Annotated in this window: 21 protein-coding genes; 8 read left to right on the top strand and 13 right to left on the bottom strand. The window is 64.2% G+C overall.

The genetic code is table 11. The annotated features are described in order from the left end of the window. Positions 1 to 24: 24 nt before the first annotated feature. From EBS11_RS09170 to EBS11_RS09160, 3 genes are all read right to left on the bottom strand, one after another. Complete coding sequence (locus tag EBS11_RS09170; protein ID WP_290602198.1) at positions 25 to 582, bottom strand: NAD(P)H-dependent oxidoreductase; 558 nt, start codon at positions 580 to 582, stop codon at positions 25 to 27. Between the two features lie 91 nt (positions 583 to 673). Next, entirely contained in the window at positions 674 to 1,792 is a 1,119-nt protein-coding gene (gene alr / locus EBS11_RS09165; protein ID WP_290602197.1) for an alanine racemase, read from the bottom strand. A gap of 13 nt (positions 1,793 to 1,805) precedes the next feature. Further along, positions 1,806 to 3,095, bottom strand: a complete 1,290-nt coding sequence (locus EBS11_RS09160) for a D-amino acid dehydrogenase (RefSeq protein WP_290602196.1) — start codon at positions 3,093 to 3,095, stop codon at positions 1,806 to 1,808. A gap of 104 nt (positions 3,096 to 3,199) precedes the next feature. On the opposite strand from EBS11_RS09160, the gene EBS11_RS09155 reads away from it, so the two are divergent. The 4 genes from EBS11_RS09155 (at position 3,200) to EBS11_RS09140 (ending at position 5,884) form a co-directional block, all read left to right on the top strand. Then, the gene (locus tag EBS11_RS09155; protein WP_071322999.1) at positions 3,200 to 3,700 is read left to right on the top strand and encodes an Lrp/AsnC ligand binding domain-containing protein; all 501 of its coding nucleotides are present in this window, start codon (positions 3,200 to 3,202) and stop codon (positions 3,698 to 3,700) included. A 148-nt stretch (positions 3,701 to 3,848) separates the two neighbouring features. Next, positions 3,849 to 4,196, top strand: a complete 348-nt coding sequence (locus tag EBS11_RS09150) for a hypothetical protein (protein ID WP_290602195.1) — start codon at positions 3,849 to 3,851, stop codon at positions 4,194 to 4,196. 128 nt (positions 4,197 to 4,324) lie between these two features. Next, positions 4,325 to 4,891 carry a carboxymuconolactone decarboxylase family protein gene (locus EBS11_RS09145; protein WP_290602194.1) on the top strand — a complete coding sequence of 189 codons (567 nt, stop codon included), beginning with the start codon at positions 4,325 to 4,327 and terminating at the stop codon, positions 4,889 to 4,891. A 132-nt stretch (positions 4,892 to 5,023) separates the two neighbouring features. Further along, positions 5,024 to 5,884 carry a tetratricopeptide repeat protein gene (locus EBS11_RS09140; protein ID WP_290602192.1) on the top strand — a complete coding sequence of 287 codons (861 nt, stop codon included), beginning with the start codon at positions 5,024 to 5,026 and terminating at the stop codon, positions 5,882 to 5,884. A gap of 27 nt (positions 5,885 to 5,911) precedes the next feature. Here the strand turns inward: EBS11_RS09140 and EBS11_RS09135 are convergent, their stop codons facing one another. Continuing rightward, positions 5,912 to 6,811 (bottom strand): hypothetical protein, encoded by a 900-nt coding sequence (locus EBS11_RS09135; RefSeq protein ID WP_290602191.1) that lies wholly within the window; start codon positions 6,809 to 6,811, stop codon positions 5,912 to 5,914. 113 nt (positions 6,812 to 6,924) lie between these two features. Beyond that, positions 6,925 to 7,914: a helix-turn-helix domain-containing protein gene (locus tag EBS11_RS09130; RefSeq protein ID WP_290602190.1), complete on the bottom strand. Its 990-nt coding sequence runs from the start codon at positions 7,912 to 7,914 to the stop codon at positions 6,925 to 6,927. Between the two features lie 112 nt (positions 7,915 to 8,026). Here EBS11_RS09130 and EBS11_RS09125 point away from each other — a divergent pair, with 112 nt between their 5' ends. After that, positions 8,027 to 8,659 carry a cysteine hydrolase family protein gene (locus tag EBS11_RS09125; RefSeq protein WP_290602189.1) on the top strand — a complete coding sequence of 211 codons (633 nt, stop codon included), beginning with the start codon at positions 8,027 to 8,029 and terminating at the stop codon, positions 8,657 to 8,659. A 54-nt stretch (positions 8,660 to 8,713) separates the two neighbouring features. Beyond that, on the top strand, positions 8,714 to 9,274 hold the full coding sequence (locus EBS11_RS09120) for a YdcF family protein (protein ID WP_290602188.1): 561 nt from the start codon (positions 8,714 to 8,716) through the stop codon (positions 9,272 to 9,274). 10 nt (positions 9,275 to 9,284) lie between these two features. Here the strand turns inward: EBS11_RS09120 and glpK are convergent, their stop codons facing one another. The 8 genes from glpK to glpD all read right to left on the bottom strand — a co-directional run bounded on the left by glpK (position 9,285) and on the right by glpD (position 18,645). After that, positions 9,285 to 10,778: a glycerol kinase GlpK gene (gene glpK / locus EBS11_RS09115; protein WP_290602186.1), complete on the bottom strand. Its 1,494-nt coding sequence runs from the start codon at positions 10,776 to 10,778 to the stop codon at positions 9,285 to 9,287. Between the two features lie 81 nt (positions 10,779 to 10,859). Further along, entirely contained in the window at positions 10,860 to 12,587 is a 1,728-nt protein-coding gene (locus EBS11_RS09110; RefSeq protein ID WP_290602184.1) for an extracellular solute-binding protein, read from the bottom strand. A 207-nt stretch (positions 12,588 to 12,794) separates the two neighbouring features. Then, entirely contained in the window at positions 12,795 to 13,070 is a 276-nt protein-coding gene (locus EBS11_RS09105) for a DUF2160 domain-containing protein (protein ID WP_290602280.1), read from the bottom strand. A gap of 40 nt (positions 13,071 to 13,110) precedes the next feature. Further along, on the bottom strand, positions 13,111 to 13,914 hold the full coding sequence (locus tag EBS11_RS09100; protein ID WP_290602278.1) for a carbohydrate ABC transporter permease: 804 nt from the start codon (positions 13,912 to 13,914) through the stop codon (positions 13,111 to 13,113). After that, complete coding sequence (locus tag EBS11_RS09095; protein WP_290602182.1) at positions 13,914 to 14,801, bottom strand: sugar ABC transporter permease; 888 nt, start codon at positions 14,799 to 14,801, stop codon at positions 13,914 to 13,916. The genes EBS11_RS09100 and EBS11_RS09095 overlap by 1 nt, the downstream gene beginning before the upstream one ends. Continuing rightward, positions 14,798 to 15,889 carry an ABC transporter ATP-binding protein gene (locus EBS11_RS09090; protein WP_290602181.1) on the bottom strand — a complete coding sequence of 364 codons (1,092 nt, stop codon included), beginning with the start codon at positions 15,887 to 15,889 and terminating at the stop codon, positions 14,798 to 14,800. Before EBS11_RS09090 ends, EBS11_RS09095 begins: the two co-directional genes overlap by 4 nt. Position 15,890: 1 nt before the next feature. Continuing rightward, positions 15,891 to 16,997, bottom strand: coding sequence for an ABC transporter ATP-binding protein (locus tag EBS11_RS09085; protein ID WP_290602179.1), 1,107 nt, complete (start codon positions 16,995 to 16,997; stop codon positions 15,891 to 15,893). A gap of 88 nt (positions 16,998 to 17,085) precedes the next feature. Further along, positions 17,086 to 18,645 carry a glycerol-3-phosphate dehydrogenase gene (gene glpD, locus EBS11_RS09080; protein WP_290602178.1) on the bottom strand — a complete coding sequence of 520 codons (1,560 nt, stop codon included), beginning with the start codon at positions 18,643 to 18,645 and terminating at the stop codon, positions 17,086 to 17,088. A 194-nt stretch (positions 18,646 to 18,839) separates the two neighbouring features. On the opposite strand from glpD, the gene EBS11_RS09075 reads away from it, so the two are divergent. Together EBS11_RS09075 and EBS11_RS09070 are read left to right on the top strand one after the other, a co-directional pair. Then, positions 18,840 to 19,601, top strand: a complete 762-nt coding sequence (locus tag EBS11_RS09075) for a DeoR/GlpR family DNA-binding transcription regulator (RefSeq protein ID WP_290602176.1) — start codon at positions 18,840 to 18,842, stop codon at positions 19,599 to 19,601. A gap of 366 nt (positions 19,602 to 19,967) precedes the next feature. Next, positions 19,968 to 20,471 (top strand): MarR family transcriptional regulator, encoded by a 504-nt coding sequence (locus EBS11_RS09070; RefSeq protein WP_290602175.1) that lies wholly within the window; start codon positions 19,968 to 19,970, stop codon positions 20,469 to 20,471. Positions 20,472 to 20,583 lie beyond the last annotated feature (112 nt).

Raw genomic sequence — 20,583 nt, 5'->3', positions numbered from 1 at the left:
GGATGCCGGGTCAGGCCGGCCGCATCAGGCGTGGATGGCGTGCTTCTTGACCCAGTCCACGTAGCGCTGCATCCAGCCCTGGAAGAAGCCCAGGCTGGCCGGGCCGATGCCGCCATGCTCGTCGAACAGGCCCTCCTTGGCCTGAATAAACATTTCCGGCTGGCCCAGCAGCGGCACGTCCAGGTAGGCCAGCACGTTGCGCAGGTGCTGCTGCGCCAGCGCCGTGCCCGTGGCGCCCACGGACACGCCCAGCACGGCGCCCGGCTTGCCGCCCCACACGCTCTGGCCGTAGGGACGCGAGCCATGGTCGAGGGCATTCTTCAGCACGCCGGGAATCGAGCGGTTGTATTCGGGGGTGAGGAACAGCAGGGCCTGCGACGCGGCGATGTCCGACTTCAGCCGCAGCACCTGCTCGGCCTGGGCGCCATCGTCGTCCTGGTCGTACAGGGGCAAGTCGCCGATCTCGATGTGCTTGAAGGAAAACTCGGGCGGCGCCAGCTTGATGATAGCCTCGGCCAGCTTGCGGTTGAAGGAATCCTTGCGCAGGCTGCCAACGACGATTGCAACGTTATATTGACTCATAGAAATCCCCGATGATGGTTGAAAAACAAAAGCCCCGGAGTGGAATACACACCGGGGCTATCTTGCCACACAATCATGGGTTTTGCGCTGCCTAGCGTGCGGACTGCGCGAGGCCTCGATACTCGCGGTAATAGCGCCCGCCCAGGTTGGTCAGCACCTCGTAGCCGATGGTATTGGCCATGGCCGCCACGGCGTCGACGGGGTGTTCGGCGCAGATCAGGTCGACGAGGCTGCCCGGCACGATGCGCTCGCGGGCGATGGCGCTCACGTCCAGGGTGATGGAATCCATGGAAATGGCGCCGATCTGCGGCACTTTCACGCCGTCGACGATGGCCAGGCCCTGGTTGCTCATGCTGCGCAGCCAGCCATCGGCATAGCCGACGGAGACGGTGGCCACCTGGCGCGGCTCGCTGGCCGTGTAGCGGCGGCTGTAGCCCACGTGGTCGCCTGCGGCGATCGTGCGCGTCTGCAGCACCTTGCCCTGCAGGCGCACGACGGGACGCAAGGGATTGGGCGCGTCGCCCTGCGGCGCGATGCCGTACAGGGCCGCGCCGGGGCGCACCAGGTCGAAATGATAATCGGGCGACAGGAAGATGCCCGAGGAATTGGCCAGGCTGGCGCGGTACTGCGGCAGGCGGGCATGGATGGCGATGAAACGGGCCAGCTGCTCGCCATTCATGGGGTTGCTGCGCTCGTCGGCGCACGCCAGGTGGCTCATGATGTAGCGCACCTTGATGCCGTCAAGAAAGTGGTCATCGGCCAGCCAGCCATCGATTTCCTGCGGCGACAGGCCCATGCGCGACATGCCCGTGTCCACCTGCACGATGGCGTCCAGCTCGCGGCCCAGCGCTGTTGCATGCGCGCGCCAGCCGGCCACCTGCGGCTCGCTGTTGAGCACCGGCGTCAGGCCATGGGCCGTGAATTCGCCTTCCGTGCCGACGGGCGGGCCGTGCAGCACGAAGATAGCCGCGTCCGGCGCCACGTGCGGGCGCAGGCTGATGCCCTCTTCCAGGTGCGCCACGAAGAAGTGGCGGCAGCCTTCTTCATACAGGGCCGCACCCACTTGCGCGGCGCCCAGGCCGTAGGCGTCGGACTTCACGACGGCCGAGCAGGCGGCCGGGTGCGCCTTGTCGCGCAGCAAGCGGTAGTTGGCGCGCACGGCGTCCAGGTCCACCGTCAGGATGGCGCCGCTACGTTCCTTTGGAGGCATGCTTCCCGCCATCTCAGGCTCCCGCGTACTGCAGCTTGCCGCCGCGCTGCGCGCCGCTGTAGCGGCCCACGGACAGGTCGTCGGCCAGGATGGCCGGCTTCTTCGACGACATCAGGTCGGCCAGCAACTGCGCCGAGCCGCAGGACATGGTCCAGCCCAGCGTGCCGTGGCCCGTGTTCAGGAACAGGTTGCGCAGCGGCGTGCGGCCGACGATGGGCGTGCCGTCCGGCGTCATCGGGCGCAATCCCGTCCAGAAGGTCGCTTCGGCCGTGTTGCCGCCGCCCGGGAACAGGTCGTTGACGACCATTTCCAGGGTTTCGCGGCGGCGCGGGTTCAGGTTCAGGTTGTAGCCGGCGATTTCCGCCATGCCGCCCACGCGGATGCGGTCGTCGAAACGGGTCACGGCAATCTTGTACGTTTCATCGAGGATGGTCGACACGGGCGCCTTGGCCGCGTTGACGATCGGCACGGTGATCGAATAGCCCTTCAATGGATACACGGGGATGTCGAGCAGCGGCTTCATGAAGCCCGTCGAGTAGGAACCCAGGGCCACCACGTAGGAATCGGCCTTGACGATTTCCGCGCCACATTGCACGCCGGCAATCTCGTCGCCCTGCGTCAGCAGCGCATCGATGGCCACGCCGTAGCGGAACTTCACGCCCAGGGCGGCGGCCATTTCCGACAGGCGGGTGGTAAACAACTGGCAGTCGCCCGTTTCATCGTTGGGCAGGCGCAGGCCGCCGAACAGCTTGTCCTTGACGGCTTCCAGGGCCGGTTCCGCGCGCGACAGCTCGTCGCGCTGCAGCACTTCAAACGGCACGCCCGCTTCTTTCAGCACGTCGATGTCTTTCGCCGCATCGTGGTACTGCTTTTCGGTGCGGAACAATTGCATCGTGCCTTGCTGCCGGCCTTCATAGGTGATGCCCGCCTCGGCGCGCAAGACCTTGAAGCAATCGCGGCTGTACTCGGCCAGGCGCACCATGCGCTCCTTGTTGACGGCATACGCTTCCGGTGTGCAATTACGCAACATCTGCCACATCCATTTCAGCTGGGCGGCGCTGCCGTCGAGCGAGATGGCCAGGGGCGCGTGGCGCTGCATCATCCACTTCACGGCCTTCAGGGGAATGCCGGGGGCGGCCCATGGCGAGGCGTAGCCGGGCGAGATCTGCCCCGCATTGGCGAAGCTGGTTTCCAGTGCCGGGCCCGGCTGGCGGTCGATGACGGTCACCTCATGTCCTGCCTTGGCCAGATAGTAAGCACTGGTGACGCCGATGACGCCGCTACCCAGAATCACAATACGCATAGTTTCCTCAATTATATTTATGGCTAGTGCCAGATTAACCGCTATCATATTGGGAAAGAGCCAGTATTTGTTCACGTATAAATCGAGATATTCAGCAATAAATCATGAGAATCCTTAAAGAATCGGCACGTGGCCTCGACAAGCTGGACCGCCACATCCTGCGCATCCTGCAACAGGATGGCCGCATCTCGATGAAAGACCTGGGTGAACAGGTGGGGCTGTCCATCACGCCCTGCATCGAACGGGTCAAGCGCATGGAGCGCGACGGCGTGATCACGGGCTATCACGCCAAGGTGAACCCGGCCGCGCTGGGCGCCAAGCTGCTCGTCTTCGTGGAGATTACGCTCAATCAGAAATCCGCGTCCGCCTTCGAGCAATTCCGCCGGGAAGTGCTGCAGATACCCGAAGTGCAGGAATGCCACCTCGTGTCGGGCGACTTCGATTACCTGATCAAGGCGCGCATCCATGAAATGGCCGAGTACCGCAAATTGCTCGGCGACATGCTGCTGCAGCTGCCCGGTGCCGCCCAGTCGAAAAGCTATGTGGTGATGGAAGAAATCAAGGAAACCCTGGCGCTCTCGACGGAAGTACTGCAGAACCGTTAAAGGTACCGCCTGCCGGTACCAGCGGCATCACATTTTGAGACTTTGTATAATCTGGTAGCACATTGGCCGCTATCCAAGCACACTCCAGTCCTGACATCACGCCCGTCCCCTCTGAGATTGGAAGCAGTGATGCACACTGGGAGTCCATATGAACACATTGATAAAACTGGCAGCTTCCTGCCTCGCGGGCCTGGCCGTGGCCATGTGCACCGCCAGTGAGTACAAGGTCAACCGCGCGCCGGCGAACGGCGCCATCTATCAGAACATCCAGGTAGGCAAGACCACCCGCCTGGACCTTGACGCCGCCCTGGGCAACGCCACCGTCGTCAGCTTCGACCCCGGCTACGAAGTGTGGGTCTACAAGAACCAGCTGCAGGCGCCCGGCATGACGCGGCTGATCCCCCTGCTGGGCGAAAAAGGCACGCGCGAAGTGGCCGTCATGTTCGACCAGGCCGGCATCGTCCGGAAATTCCGCATCCACGAGCCGCGGAAGTAGGCGCGGGCAGGCACGACTCGGCGCAGGGCGCGCCAGCGTGCGCCAGTGAACGGCCGCCGCCAGCCAGATGGCTATACTGTCTGCTGGCTACGGCCGCCCACCGCCCCCTCACCCAGCAAGGAGTTTCCATGCGCCTGCCCCTGATCGCTCCGCAAGACCTGACGCCCGAACAAAAGCCGCTGTACGACGACATGCGCAAAGGCATCACCAGCAATTTCAACGATTTCATCGCCGTCCGCGAAGACGGCGCCCTGATGGGGCCGTGGAATCCGTGGCTGCACGAACCGGCCATCGGCAAGGCGATCTGGAACCTGACCCTGGCCATGACGGCCAACGCCACGCTGCCCGACAAGGTGCGCCAGATTGCCATCCTGGTGGTAGGCGCGCGCTACGACGCCGCCTACGAAATCTATGCCCACATCGCCGTCGCGGAGCGCGAAGGCATGCCGGCCGAGCGCCTCGCCACGCTGGTGGCGGACGTCAAGCCGGTCGACCTGGACAAGCAGGAGAGCGTGGCCTACGACCTGGCCTATGCGCTCAGCCGTGGCGGCACGCTGCCGGAGCCGCTGTACCGCCTGGCGCTGGCCACCTTTGGCCAGCATGGCACCAACGAGCTGATCTACCTCGTGGGACTGTACGCACTGGTATCGACCACCTTGAACGGCTTCAACGTGCCGGTGCCGGAACGCGACTGAGGGCCTTGCCCTGCGCGGCGCATGCCGCTTCGGTGCGGCGATCCGCCTGGCCGGGCGCCGCCGCACGCTCCGACGGTGCGCGCCAGTGGCGCCCTCCTGTTCTACACTGGCGTTTTATTCTCCGGTGCCCCCATGCTATTACCCGCACGCCTCGCCCACATCTCGACAGACAAGGATTGGCGGCACGACGCGCCCTACCCGCCCCTCGGTTTCATCCCCTTCGCCGAAGGGGCGCTGGGCAATGGCGACACCTTCGGCCTGTACTGGCCCATCGGCCGCGAAGCATGCGAACCCATCGTCGTCGAAACGTGGCACGACGAGCGGCGTATCCAGCCGCACTTTTCCAGCCTGGCCGCCTTCCTGCAAGCCCATGCGGCCGCCGAGGACGACTATGTCGGCGCGCCATCGCTGGACGACGACCCCGCTTCGCCGCGCGCCGCCTTCCTGGAAGCCAAGGAATTGATCGCGCAGCGCAAGCCAGACGCGGCCATCGCGCTGCTGGAAGGGGCGCTGGCCATCGTGCCCGAATACACGGACGCCCTGACCTTGCTGCATGGCCAGTATGTACGCGCGGGAAGAATCGATGCGGCCGTCAAGGTGGCCATCCAGGCCATCATTTCGCCACCGTCATTGGGCGGCCCGCCCCTGAAAGCCTTGCAATGGCTGCGCGCGCAGCCGGTGCCGGAAGGGGAAATCGACCCCATCCGGCGCGCCTGCGGGCAGCTGTCGTTCAGTTTTGGCGGCAGCAAGGACAATGCGGACTACCCCGTGCTGCTCGCGGCCATTGAAACCTACCTGGAGCAGGGCAAGCACGTGTGCGCCGCGACCCTGATGCAGACCTACGCCGAACTGATGAGCGCGGAAACCGTCTCCTTCCAGGAACGCCATGCCTTCGCGCCGGCCGCCTTCCTGGCGCGGCAACGCGCCGTCAGCGCCATGCTGCCCCAGGGCAGCCGGGACCCGGCCGGGCTTATGGTTGCCGGACCTGGCTGAGTTGCTGCCGGAATCCCTGCAAAGATGTTATTCGAAGGCCAGGGAATGGAAGAATCGCTGCCGGGACGCGAGCGACTGCGCATCTTGCTCCTTGTCAGCAATGACGCTCAACATATACGTCCCACCGGGCACCCGGAACCACAGTCCATGCGTGATCTTTGCACCATTACTCTCTGGCAAAGTTCCCAGCGTGATGACGGCATCGGCCCCCTTGAACTTGGTGACCTTGGCATTTGGCTTGGAATATGCCTCGTCAAACGTTGCGCCCATGCCCGAACCCGGACCGGACCGTTCAAACACGGCCATGAACAGGGTGCCATGCCGATCAGTTCCACGCAGCATGAATCCCGCCCGTCCGGCACTGCCCTGCGTCATATCGGAAAAAGGGCCGGGCATGTCCACGGAAAAACCGCCGTCCGCCGAGCGCGCCCGTGTCCAGCCCTGCGCATCGAACGGCGCAGCGATAGGCATCTGTTGTTTATCCGTATATTCCTTGCGCACAGCGGCAATGGCGGGCATGGCCGGCTCGACGGCTTGCACGAAGAAAAAACGACGCCCCCCGCCTGCCGCCAGCTTCGTGCCGTAAAAGCGCATGCGCTTGCCCACGAACCGGCTGGCGGCGGCCTTGCCCTGCATGGGTATGGCCCCTGGCGACAAACAGGCATCGGCGGTCAGCATGGCACTGAAGAAACGCGGTGAACGCTCAAGTTCATATTGAACCGTAGCATTTTCAATGCTGACATGAAGGGCGGGGTCGGAATGCATGCGCACGACATCGACGACATCGGCATCGATCACCCAATCGGCCCTGTCTGCCGCGTCTTGCGGGGACTTGACGATGGCGCTGCAATCTTTGTCAGATTGGGCAAGAGCCGCGTTTGACAACAGGAGGAACGTCAGTGCGGTGACGGAAAACAGGTTTTTCAAGCGCGTCTCTTTCGGCTGGGTAATGTCAATATGTAAAATCTGCGTGAATATTACCCCAGCACAACCAGAAATACACATTTATTATTTAACAATAATAAAGGGCCGTGCCGGACTCAGGCCATGCCATCGGCCGAGCGCTGCCGGAACAGCTTGCGATACGCCGACGGCGACGTCTGCAGGCTGGCGCGGAAATGCTGGCGCAAGGACAGGGCCGTGCCGAAGCCCGCTTCCTGCGCAACGACGTCGATCGAGGCCGCGCTTTTTTCCAGCAGGCCTTGCGCATGCGCAAGACGCTGGTTCAGCAGCCACTGCTTGAACGACGTGCCCGTAGCCTGGCGGAAATGGCGCGTGAAGTTGCGCCGGCTCATGGCTGCCCGCTCGGCCAGCGCATCGATGCTGTGGGCCACGCCCAGGTTGGCCGTCACGCAAGCCAGCACCTCGGCGAAGCGCCCCTCGCTGCCGGACACGGGCAGCGGGCGCTCGATGAATTGCGCCTGCCCGCCCTGGCGGTGCGGCGCCACCAGCAGGCGGCGCGCCACGCGATTGGCCACTTCGGCGCCCGCCAGCTGGCGCAGCAGATACAGGCAGCAGTCGAGTCCGGCCGCCACGCCGGCCGACGTCAGCATGCCGCCCTCGTCCACGTACAGCATGTCGCGCTCGACCCGCACCGCCGGATAGCGTGCCGCCAGCCGTTCCGCCATGCCCCAGTGCGTGGCGGCGCCTTTGCCGTCCAGCAAGCCGGCCTGGGCCAGGGGGAAGGCGCCCAGGCACAGGCCAACCATGCGCGCGCCGCGCCGGCTGGCCGCCTGCAGCGCCGCGACCAGGGGCGGCGCCGCGTCGCGGCAATCGTCGTGCCAGGCGGGCATGATGACGATATCGGCGCCGTCCAGCCCTTCCAGGCCGAACCCGGGCGTGATGGAAAAACCGGCCGCCGTGCGCAGGGGCGCAGGGTCGGCCGCGCACACGCGCACGTGGAAACGCGGCAGGTCGATCTCGTCCGTCTGGGCGCCGAACACGAGACAGGGCACGGACAGGTGGAAGGGCGTCATGCCATCGAAGGCGATCACGGCAATGGTCAGGGGGGCGGCAGATAGGATAGGCATGGCCCGATTTTATCGCAGATAGGCCTTCGGGCCACTTTTTGTTTGCGGCGCCCGGCCCGAGAATGGCGGTATCGAGGAAGTCCTTCCTCTTTCAACCAGTCCAGGAGACCCCATGACCACCGCCCCGCGCCGCGCCCTGCTCGTCATCGATGTGCAAAATGAATACTTCACGGGCGACATGCCCATCGAATATCCGTCCGTCGACATTTCCCTGCCCAACATCGTCACGGCCATGGCGGGCGCCCGCGCCGCCGGCGTGCCCGTCATCGTCGTCCAGCACGATGCGCCGGAAAGCTCGCCCATCTTCGCCAAGGGCAGCGACGGCTGGCAGCTGCATCCGCAAGTGGCCGCCTTCACCGCCGATCACCGCATCAACAAGATCATGGGCAGCGTGTTTGCGAGCACGGACCTGCGCGCCTGGCTGGAGCGCCACGGCATCGATACCCTGACGGTGGTCGGCTACATGACGCACAACTGCGACGCAGCCACCATCTACCACGCCGCGCACGACGGCTTGCAGGTGGAATTCCTGCAGGACGCCACGGGCACCCTGCCCTACGCGAATGCGGGCGGCACGGCCAGCGCCGAGGAAATCCACCGCGTCTTCAGCGCCGTGTTCCACTCGAATTTCGCCGCCGTCGCCAGCACGCAGGACTGGCTCGCTGCCGTACGCGAAGGCAAGGCGCTGGACAAGGACAATATTTATCTGTCGAACCAGCGCGCGAGAAAAGCGCAGGCGAACTGACGCCGGCGGGAATGGACGGGTATCATGCGTCCATTCCCTACTTGACGATGAATAATGCGAAAAATAGCACTGCTCGGTGCAAGCACCGTTGGTATTTTCCTGTTGGCCACTGCGGCCCTCGTGCTGGCGGGGCTGAACGACAAGCTGGCGCCCGCCGACGTGATCGTCGTGCCCGGCAACACCATCCTGCCGGACGGCACGCCCAGCCCCCGCCTGCAAGCGCGGCTCGACGCGGCGCTGACGCAATTCCAGGCAGGCCGGGCGCCGCGCATCCTCGTCAGCGGAGCGACGGGCAAGGAAGGATTCGACGAAGCCGCGTCCATGGCCCGCTACCTGCAATCGCGCGGCGTACCGGTTAGCGCCATCCTTGAGGACAATCAAGGCTGGACCACGGACGCCACGGCCCGCAACGCGGCCACCCTGATGCGCCAGCATGGCTGGAAGACAGCCATGGTCGCCACGCAATACTTCCACGTGCCCCGCTTCCGCCTGGCGCTGGAGCGCAGCGGCATCGCCGTCAGCGGCCAGGTGCACGCGCCCTACTTCGAGCCGCGCGACCTGTATTCCGTGCCCCGCGAAACCGTGGGCTATGTCGTGTATTTCATGCGCCACTGAGCGCCCGTGTTCACTCGCTCCAGTCGCGCGAGCGTTCCACGGCGCGCTGCCATTTGTGCAGCCGCGTCAGGCGCTCGTCGGCCGCCATCTTTGGCTCGAAGCGGCGCCCTACCTGCCACTGGGCGGCGATCTCGTCCTCGGATTGCCAGAAACCCACGGCCAGGCCCGCCAAATAGGCGGCGCCCAGGGCCGTCGTTTCCGTCACCACGGGACGCACCACGGGAACATTCAAGATGTCGGCCTGGAACTGCATCAGCATGTCGTTGCGGGCCGCGCCGCCGTCCACGCGCAGCTCGGATAGCGCGATGCCCGCGTCGTCCTGCATGGCGGACAGCACGTCCACGTTCTGGTAGGCCACGCCTTCCAGCGCCGCGCGCGCGATGTGCGCCTTGCCCGTGCCCCGCGTGATGCCGATCAGGGTGCCCCGCGCATACGGGTCCCAGTACGGCGCGCCCAGGCCCGCGAAGGCGGGCACGAAGACGAGGCCGCCCGAATCGGGCACGCTGGTGGCCAGCGCTTCCACTTCGGACGAGTCGCGGATGATGCCGATGCCGTCGCGCATCCATTGCACGGCCGCGCCCGCGATGAAGGCGCTGCCTTCGAGCAAGTAATCGGTTTGATCGGCGTCAACACCCAGGCTCCAGCCCACGGTCGTCAGCAGCCGGTTTTTCGATGGCAGGGGGCGCTTGCCCACGTTCATCAGCATGAAGCAGCCCGTACCATAGGTATTCTTCGCCATGCCCGGTTTCAAACAGGCCTGGCCAAACGTGGCCGCCTGCTGGTCGCCCGCGATGCCGGCGATGGGCACGGACACGCCCAGCAAGGCCGCATGCGTGCGGGCCGCCACGCCGCTGGACGGCACGACGTCGGGCAGCAGGGAGGCGGGAATATCCAGCAGCGCCAGCAGGTCCGTGTCCCACTGCAGGGTATGGATGTTGAACAGCATGGTGCGCGCCGCGTTGCTCGTGTCCGTGATGTGGGCGCCGCTCATCTTGTAGATCAGCCAGCTGTCCACCGTGCCGAAGGCCAGCTCGCCCCGCTCGGCGCGCGCGCGGGCGCCGTCCACGTTGTCGAGCAGCCATTTGAGCTTGGTGGCGGAAAAATAGGCATCGAGCACGAGGCCCGTCTTGCGCTGGATCACGTCCGCCTTGCCCTGCTCCACCAGCTGTTCGCAAAAGGCCGCGTTGCGGCGGTCTTGCCAGACGATGGCGTTGGCGACGGGCACGCCCGTGGCGCGGTCCCACAGCACCGTCGTTTCGCGCTGGTTGGTCACGCCGATGGCGGCCACGTCGGATGCCGCCACGCCGCTGTCGCGCAGCACCTGCTGCAGCACGCCTTCTTGCGAGGCCCAGATTTCGCCCGCGTCATGCTCGACCCAGCCAGGCTGGGGGAAAATCTGCCGGAACTCGCGCTGCGCGCTGGCGTGCGGCCGGCCCGCATGGTCGAACAGGATGGCGCGCGAACTGGTGGTGCCCTGGTCTAAAGCAAGTATGTATTTGGTCATGGTCGCTACTACGTCTGTACAGTAAAAAAGGCACGGGCCTGCGCCCGTGCCCCGGGACTACGGCGGCAGGAGTCTACACGACTACCGTACCTTGCCTTCCTTCCAAGCCTGCAATAATTTATCGTAGGCAATCGTTTCACCCTTCGGCTTTTCATTCGCCAGCTTTTTCCATGGCGCATGCTGGTCGGACAGGTACTGGTTCGGGTCGCCTTTCGGATTGAGCTTGGGCGCGCACGCCTTCATGCCGGCCCGCTGCAGGCGGGCCATGACCTGGTCCATTTCCTCGGCCAGGTTATCCATGGCGGCCTGCGGCGTTTTTTCCGCCGTGATGGCCGTGGCCACGTTCTTCCACCACAATTGCGCCAGCTTCGGATAATCGGGCACGTTGTTGCCCGTCGGCGTCCACGCGACGCGGGCGGGGCTGCGGTAGAACTCGATCAAGCCGCCGTATTCGTTCGCGTGTTTCGTAAAATAATCGTGGCGGATGTCGGAATCGCGGATGAAGGTCAGGCCGACGATGGATTTCTTCAGCGACACGGTTTTCGAGGTGACGAATTGCGCGTACAGCCAGGCTGCCGCCTTGCGGTCGTCCGGCGTGGACTTGAACAGGAACCAGGAACCCACGTCCTGGTAGCCGTTCTGCATGCCCTCTTTCCAGTACGGGCCGTGCGGCGACGGCGCCATGCGCCATTTCGGCGTGCCGTCCTTGTTGACCACTGGCAAGCCCGGTTTCGTCATGCCGGCCGTAAAGGCCGTGTACCAGAAGATCTGCTGGGCGATTTCGCCCTGTGCCGGCACGGGGCCCGATTCCGAGAAATTCATGCCATTCGCCTGCGGCGGCGCGTATTTCTTCATCCAGTCGATGTATTTCGTCAGTGCAAACACGGCCGCCGGCGAATTGGTGGCGCCGCCGCGCGACATGGACGCGCCTACGGGCGTGCACTTGTCGGCCGCCACCTTGATGCCCCACTCATCGATGGGCAAGCCGTTGGGGATGCCCTTGTCGGCCGCGCCCGCCATCGACAGCCAGGCATCCGTGAAGCGCCAGCCCAACGATGGATCTTTCTTGCCGTAATCCATGTGACCGTAGACTTTCTTGCCGTCCAGTTCCTTCACGTCATTCGTGAAGAAGTCGGCGATGTCTTCATACGCGGACCAGTTCTGCGGCACGCCCAGCTCGTAGCCATACTTGGCCTTGAACTTGGCCTGCAAATCCTTGCGCGCGAACCAGTCGGCGCGGAACCAGTACAGGTTGGCAAACTGCTGGTCGGGCAACTGGTACACCTTGCCGTCCGGCGCCGTCGTGAAGCTGATGCCGATGAAATCCTTCAAGTCCAGGCCGGGATTCGTGAATTCCTTGCCCTTGGCAGCCATGTAGTCGGACAGGGGCTCGACGGCGCCGTAGCGGTAGTGCGTGCCGATCAGGTCGGAATCGGAAATCCAGCCGTCATAGATGCTCTTGCCGGACTGCATGGAGGTTTGCAGCTTTTCCACCACGTCGCCTTCCTGGATGATGTCGTGGCGCACCTTGATGCCCGTGATTTCCTCGAAGGCCTTGGCCAGGGTCTTCGATTCGTAGACGTGGGTGTCGATGGTTTCCGATACAACAGAAATTTCCTTGATGCCCTTGGCTTTCAGCTTGGCGGCCGCCTCGATGAACCATTTCATTTCCGCCAGCTGTTGCTGCTTGTTCAGGCTGGATGGCTGGAATTCCTTGTCGATCCAGGTTTGCGCCTGCTTGGCGTCGGCCAGGGCCGCATTCGACACGAGCATGGCCGCAGCCGCGAAGACCGTGAACTTCAATTTCATCGTGAATCTCCCTTATAGTTGTCATCCGGCCTGCCGGAGGCGGGCCGCTGTTTTCATCTACGACTTCACACATCCAACTAATTTGAAGCGCCTGACAGAAGCGTAGCGAGCGGCAGTGATTTGTGGCCGAGAAGCGCAACCGTACTTTAGTACGGTGAGCATCGCCGGCCGCAAAGCGCGCCGCGCAGTAGCTGATGTCTGGTGCCCTCACCCCCAACGCATTACCACCAACAACACTACAAAACTGATGCCAGCCCCGATGGCCTGCTGCATTTCCGTGAACCCCGCCCACGCCAGGTTCACGTACGCGGCCGTGAGCAAGCCGATGAACAGGCGGTCGCCGCGCGTCGTGGGCATGGGCAGGAAACCCTTGCGGGCGATGCTGGGCGAGCGGATTTGCCAGATCGTCATGCCGGCCAGCATGAGGCCGATGCAGATGAAAAAGATGGCCACTTCCGGCGTCCACGCCATCCAGCCGAACAGGCCGACGTTGCTCGCTGTGCTATCCACACTGTTTTCCATGTCACACCCTCCCCATGGCAAAGCCCTTGGCGATGTAATGCCGCACGAACCAGATCACCAGCGCGCCGGGCACGATGGTGAGCACGCCGGCCGCCGCCAGCACGCCCCAGTCCATGCCGGCCGCCGACACCGTGCGCGTCATGGTGGCGGCGATGGGCTTGGCATTGACGGAAGTCAAGGTGCGCGCCAGCAACAGTTCCACCCAGCTGAACATGAAGCAGAAGAAGGCCGTCACGCCCACGCCCGACTTAATCATCGGCAAGAAAATCTGGATGAAGAAGCGGGGAAAGCTGTAGCCGTCGATGTACGCCGTCTCGTCGATTTCCTTGGGCACGCCGGACATGAAGCCTTCCAGTATCCACACGGCCAGCGGCACGTTGAAGACCATGTGCGCCAGCGCCACGGCCAGGTGCGTGTCCATCAGGCCCACCGTCGAGTACAGCTGGAAGAAGGGTACGAGGAAGACGGCAGGCGGCGTCATGCGATTGGTCAAGAGCCAGAAGAATAAATGCTTGTCGCCCACGAAGTTGTAGCGCGAGAAGGCATACGCGGCCGGCAAGGCCACCGTGACGGACATCACCATGTTGAGCGCCACGTAGATCATGGAATTGACGTAGCCGCTGTACCAGGACGGGTCGGTAAAGATGGTCTTGTAGTTGGCAAACGTGAGGCTCCGGGGCCACAGGCTCAAGACCCCCACGATTTCCTCGTTGGTCTTGAGCGACATGTTGAGCATCCAGTAGATGGGCAGCAGGGAACCCAGCAGGAAGACGGCCAGGATGGCAGTGCTGATTTTCTTGTGCATCATTTCTGGTCTCCCGTGCCGACGCGCTGCATCCACGTGTACAGCACGAAGCAGAACAGCAGGATGATGAGGAAATAGATCAATGAAAACGCGGACGCCGGCCCCAGGTCGAACTGGCCCACGGCCTTTTGCGTCAGGTACTGCGACAAAAAGGTGGTGGCATTGCCGGGTCCGCCGCCCGTCAGCACGAACGGTTCCGTGTAGATCATGAAACTGTCCATGAAGCGCAGCAGGACGGCGATCATCAAGATATTGCGCAGTTTCGGCAGCTGGATGTAGCGGAACACGGCCAGGCGCGAGGCGCCGTCGATGCGTGCCGCCTGGTAATACGCGTCGGGGATGGCGCGCAAGCCCGCATAGCACAGCAGCACGACGAGCGGCGTCCAGTGCCAGATATCCATCACCATCACCGTCAGCCACGCGTCGAGCGAGTTGCCGTTGTAATTGTAGTCAAAGCCCAATTGATTCAAGGCATAGCCCATCAGGCCGATGTCGCCGCGGCCAAAGATTTGCCAGATGGTGCCCACCACGTTCCACGGAATCAAGAGGGGCAGCGCGATGAGCACCAGGGCCAGCGACGCTTTCCAGCCATCGGCCGGCATGCACAGGGCGATCAGGATACCGAGCGGTATCTGGATGGCCAGCACGGTGGCGGAAAACAGCAGCTGGCGCAGCAAGGCGCTGTGCAGGTCGCCGTCGAGCATGACCATGCGGAACCACTCCGTGCCCACGAATACCTTTTGCGTGGGGCTCAAAATATCCTGCACGGAATAATTGACCACCGTCATCAGGGGCAGGATGGCGGAAAAGGCCACGCACAGCAGCACGGGCAGGATCAGCAGCCAGGCGCGGCGGTTGTTATCGGTTTTACCATTATTCATCATCATGCCACCCGCTTGTCGTTGACGTAGAACAAAGTGCGTTGCGGCGGAAAGCGCAGCCGCACAGGCTGGCCAGGCCGGGCATCGATGGCGCGCAGCTTGGCGGCCACGGTGGCGCCGCCCAGCTGGAATTCCGCCAGATAATGCGTGCCCATGTTGCGCACGGCCGTCACCGTGGCTTCCAGGCAATGATCATCCCCCTCACCCGCCTTCACGCATTCGACGAATTCGGGCCGCACGCCCACGGTGATTTTCCCTTGCGCCCCGAGCAGGGCCGCGCGGGCGGCGGCGGACACGGCGAGTAGCTGGCCCGCCACGCGCACGCCGCCATCGTCCAGGGTGCCATCGAGCAAGTTCATGCCCGGGTTGCCGATGAAATAGCCGACGAAGGTGTGCTCCGGTTCCTCGAACAGGGCTTGCGCGCTGCCCGTCTGCACCACTTCGCCCTGCGTCATGACGACCACCTGGTCGGCAAAGGTCAAGGCCTCCACCTGGTCGTGCGTGACGTAGATCAAGCTCAATTTCAGTTCGTGGTGGATTTCCTTGAGCTTGCGGCGCAGCAGCCATTTCAAATGCGGGTCGATCACCGTCAGCGGTTCGTCGAACAGCACGGCCGCCACGTCGGGGCGCACGAGGCCCCGGCCCAGCGAAATCTTTTGCTTGGCGTCCACGGACAAGCCGCTGGCGCGCAGCTTCAAGTCGTCCGTCAATTCCAGCATCTGCGCCACCTGCTGCACGCGTTTTTTCACCTCGATCTCTTTCCAGCCGCGATTTCTCAGCGGAAACGCCAGGTTGTCGTGCACGGTCATGGTGTCGTAGATGACGGGAAACTGGAACACTTGCGCGATATTCCGCGCTTCCGTCGGCAGCTGGGTGACGTCCTTGCCGTCGAACAGCACCTGGCCATGCGACGGTTTCACCAGACCGGAGATGATATTGAGCAAGGTCGTCTTGCCGCAGCCGGACGGCCCCAGCAAGGCATACGCGCCGCCGTCGCGCCATTCCATGCTCATGGGCCGCAGCGCATAATCCGTCGCCGCGGAAGGATCGGGCTTGTAGGCGTGGGCCAGGCCCGCCAGTTCGATGCGCGCCATGTCAGGCTCTCCCTGCCGCAGCGGCTTGCCCTGGCGCAAACAGCAGGCCGCCATCGTCGCCAAAGATCAGCAGGGCATGGGGCTGGCAATACATGGTGCAGGCGCTGCCGATCTCCAGCTCGTGCACGCCGCCCAGCTGCGCCACCAGGGCCAGCGCGCCGCGGCGCGCATGCACATAGGTTTCCGAGCCGCTGATTTCCGCTAGGTCCACCGTGGCCGCGATGGGTACGTCGCCATCGGACTGGGGCGACAGGTGCAGGCTGTGGGCACGCACGCCGAGGATCACTTCCTTCTGCGCACCGATGCGCGCGCGCTGCGCACCGCTCAGGTGGATGGCCAGGCCGTCCGCCGCCTGCGCCACGCCATGCGCATCCACGCGGGCGGGGATCAGGTTGATGGGCGGGTCGCTGAAGGTGCGCGCCACGGCGATGCAATTGGGGGCGTTGAAGACGTCCAGGGTGGGTCCCTGCTGCAGCAGGCGTCCCTCGTGCAGCACGGCCACGTGGCCGCCCAGCTGCAGCGCTTCCAGCGGTTCCGTGGTGGCGTACACGACCGTCGTGCTGCCGCTGGAAAACAGTTCCGTCAGTTCGCGGCGCAATTCCTCGCGCAATTTATAGTCGAGGTTGACGAGCGGTTCGTCGAGCAGCAGCAGGGAGGCATCCTTGATCAGGGCGCGTCCCAGCGCCGTGCGCTGCTGCTGGCCGCCGGACAGTTCGCCCGGCGTGCGCTGCAGGTAGGGCGTGATGTGCAGGCGCTCGGCCAGCGCCAGCACTTTCGCGCGGATCTGTTCCTCGGGCACCTTGCGCAAGCGCAAGGGCGAAGCGATATTGTCGTAGACGGTGAAGGCGGGATAGTTGATGAACTGCTGGTACACCATGGCCAGGTTGCGGCGGCTGACGGGCACGCCCGTCACATCCACGCCGTCGGCCGCCACGCTGCCCCCGCTGGGCCGGTCCAGGCCCGCCATGACGCGCATCAGGGTCGTCTTGCCGGCACGCGTCGTGCCCAGCAGCACATTGATGGCCCCCGGCACGAGGGCCAGCGACATCGGATACAAATACGTTTCAGCACCCTGCTTCCTGCTGATATTTTCCAGTACCAGTTGCACGCGCTTCTCCTCCTGTGATGTATCCTCGTGCCGCTCCGCGCCCTCTGCGGGGCACGGTCGCCAGCGTCATCTTGCTTATCGTGGCCGCTTACGGCGGCAAGGGATGCTGCGACAGCCAGGCATCGAGCCTGTCCGCCGTCCCGCCCGGCAGGTGCAGGCCCAGCTTGGAGCGCCGCCACAGGATGTCGGCCGCGCTCACGGCCCATTCATGGCGCCGCAGATAGTCCACTTCCGCCCCGTACAGGCCGGCGGCGATTTCCTCGCCCATGGCCGCCACGTCCGCGCGCCCGTCCAGCAGCACGTGGATGCGCGTGCCGTAGGCGCGCGCATAGCGGGCCACGAGCGGGCCCGGCAGCCACGCATATTCGCGCTGCAAGCCCTGCACGAAGCGGCCGAACTCGCGCACGGCACGGTTTTGCGGCGTGCTGCCGAACAGGTCGCCCCCGGGCAGGCAAGCCCGCGCCGTCCAGGCCCGCCGCGTGCCGTCCAGCAGCGGCGCCAGCAAGTCCAGTGCTTCCTCGGCCAGCTTGCGGAAGGTGGTGATCTTGCCGCCGAAAACACTGAGCAGCGGCGGGCCATCCTGGTCCAGTTCGAAACGGTAGTCGCGCGTGACGGCCTTGGCGTCGGCCGCCGCGTCTTCCACCAGCGGCCGCACGCCCGCATACGTCCACACGACGTCGGCAGGCGTGACGGGCTTGCTGAAATAATAACTTGAAAGTTCGCACAAGTAACGAATTTCCTCGTCCTCGATGGCCACCTTGCCGCTGTCGCCGTGGTAGTCGAGGTCGGTGGTGCCGATCAGGGTGAAATCGTGCTCGTACGGAATGGCAAACACGATGCGGCCATCGGGATGCTGGAAGATGTAGGCATGATCATGCTCGAACAGGCGCTTGACGACGATATGACTGCCCTTGATCAGGCGCAAATGCCGGTGCGGCGCGGCGGGCGCCGCCTGCCGCAGGAACTCGGCCGTCCACGGCCCGGCCGCGTTGACGACGCTGCGCGCACGCACGGCCAGTTCGCGCCCGTCGCCTTGCAGCAGGGTGGCCTGCCAGCGCTCGCCCGCGCGCGCCAGGGCCGTGCAGCGCGTGCGCGTCAGGATGGTCGCACCATGTTCGGCCGCATCCATGGCGTTGAGCACCACCAGGCGCGCATCGTCGACCCAGCCGTCGGAATACACGAAGCCCCGCTTGAACTGGAGTTTTAACGGCTGGCCGGCCGCATGGCGCGTCAAGTCGATGCCGTGCGAGGCGGGCAGGATTTCCCGCTTCGCCAGCATGTCGTACAGAAACAGGCCGGCGCGTATCAGCCAGGCGGGACGCTGGCCCCTCGCGTGCGGCATGACGAAACGCAAGGGCCACATGATGTGCGGCGCCGAGCGCAGCAGCACTTCGCGCTCGACCAGCGCCTTGCGCACGAGGCCGAATTCATAGTATTCGAGGTAGCGCAGGCCGCCGTGTATCAGCTTGGTGGAGGCCGACGAGGTGTGGGAGGCCAGGTCGTCCTTTTCGCACAGCAGCACGGACAGGCCCCTCCCGGCCGCGTCGCGCGCGATGCCGGCGCCATTGATGCCGCCGCCCACCACCAGCACGTCGCATTCGACCGTGCCGTCCGCCGCCACTTCCACGCCCTGCCGTGCTGCCGCCATCGGAACTCCATCGCTGGGAAAGCACCGGCGCGCCAGGAAAGACTAGGCACCGCCGGCAACTGTCGTTAAGATCAGGATTGCTGTCATACGCATGCAATATGAATAAGGTTACGCCAGAATACGAACCCATAGCAACAGTTTTTCATCATTATTTGTTCGTTTTTGTTCGTTTTGATTAATAAAGAGACACGCCCATGATTTTGAATCCCCGCCAGCGCCGCCTGCTCGACGTCGTGCGCCAGAAGGTCACCATGTCCGTCGAGGAGCTGGCGCAGCAGCTGGACGTGACGCCGCAAACCGTGCGCCGCGACGTCAAGCAGATGGAAGAGGCGCGCCTGCTGGCCCGCTACCACGGCGGCGTGGGCTTGCCCTCGTCCGTGGAAAACATCGATTACAGCCAGCGGCAGGTGTTCAACAGCGAGGCCAAGCGGCGCATCGCCGCCACCGTCGCCGCGCAGGTGCCGCACGGCTGTTCGCTGCTGATCAATATCGGCACGACCACGGAGGAAGTGGCGCGCGCGCTGGGCCGGCATACGGGCCTGCACGTGGTGACGAACAACCTCAACGTGGCCGCCATCCTGGCCGACAACGCGGCCTGCGAAGTCATCGTGGCCGGCGGCGTGGTACGCGGGCGCGACCGCGGCATCGTCGGCGAAGCCACCATCGACTTCATCCGCCAGTTCAAGGTCGACATCGGCATCATCGGCATTTCCAGCATCGACGAGGATGGCAGCCTGCGCGACTTCGACGCGCGCGAAGTGAAGGTGGCGCAAGCCATCATCGAGCAGTCGCGCGAAGTGTGGCTGGTGGCCGACCAGCATAAATTCGGCCGCAAGGCCCTCGTGCGCCTGGCCGACCTGGCGCAGGTCGATGTGCTGTTTACGGATGCCCCGCCGCCGCCCCGCTTTGCCGACGTCTTGCGCGACGCGGGCGTGAAGGTGGTGGTGGCGGCCTGACGGGCGGCCTGCCAGCCCCGCCGCGGCCACGGCGCCGCACGCTGTCGCGCGGGCAAGACGCCTTGTGTGGGCGGCCTCACAGAATGATATGAAATATTTATCAATTCGGCAAAAATGCTGTTACCATTGATGCAACATGCGTTATTGTTTTAATCTTCCTCTCCGGCAAGACGATTATTTGCCTGATATTGCTTTTTATGCACTTAAAGCAATAAAATGAAGAAAAGTACGTGACGCGCAAATGATTTCCAGTGAAAACAGTGTTAGAACTACCTCACGCAAGACGATTGTTCCCCAACAAACCACTCGACAGCAAGCGCGAAGGCCTGAACCATGCCGGCTGCGCCGCCCAGTGAAGGAAAAGAAATGAGCCATAATTTTGAAGCGGCCGCCACGCCGCAAGCCTCCCATCCCAACCGCGCTCCCGTCAGCGAACTGGAAGCGCACCTCGGCTACTGGCTGCGCTTCGTTTCCAACCACGTCTCCCACAGCTTCCAGAAAAAAGCCGAAGCCAACGGCGTGACGGTGTCCGAATGGGTGGTGCTGCGCGAAATGTTCCGCCTGGGCTGCACCTCGCCCACGGTGCTGGCGCAGGTGGCCGGCATGAGCAAGGGCGCCGTCTCGAAGCTGATCGACCGCCTGGAAAGCAAGGGCATGGTCAGCAAGTCCATCCTGCTGGCCGACCGCCGCCAGCACTCCATCGAGCTGACGACCGAGGGCGAGGCGCTGGTGCCCGTGCTGGCCGGCATGGCCGACCAGAATGACGAGGAATTCTTCGGCAAGCTGCCGCGCCAGCTGCGCGAAGACCTGCTCGAAGCGATGAAGGAAGTGGCGCGCACGCACCAGCTGAAGAGCGCGCCCCTCAACTGAGGGCAGGTCCCGGCGCCTTCGCCGGGATGGACCTTGCCCGCGCCATCCCCTGCCCCCGGCCGGCCGGGCCGTGATCGGCCCCGCTTGCCTGTGCAATAATAGGGCCTGTCGT

The organism is Janthinobacterium sp. (assembly GCF_009923995.1).
Lineage (GTDB): Bacteria > Pseudomonadota > Gammaproteobacteria > Burkholderiales > Burkholderiaceae_D > Janthinobacterium.
This window is presented reverse-complemented; position numbering and strand designations above follow the sequence as displayed.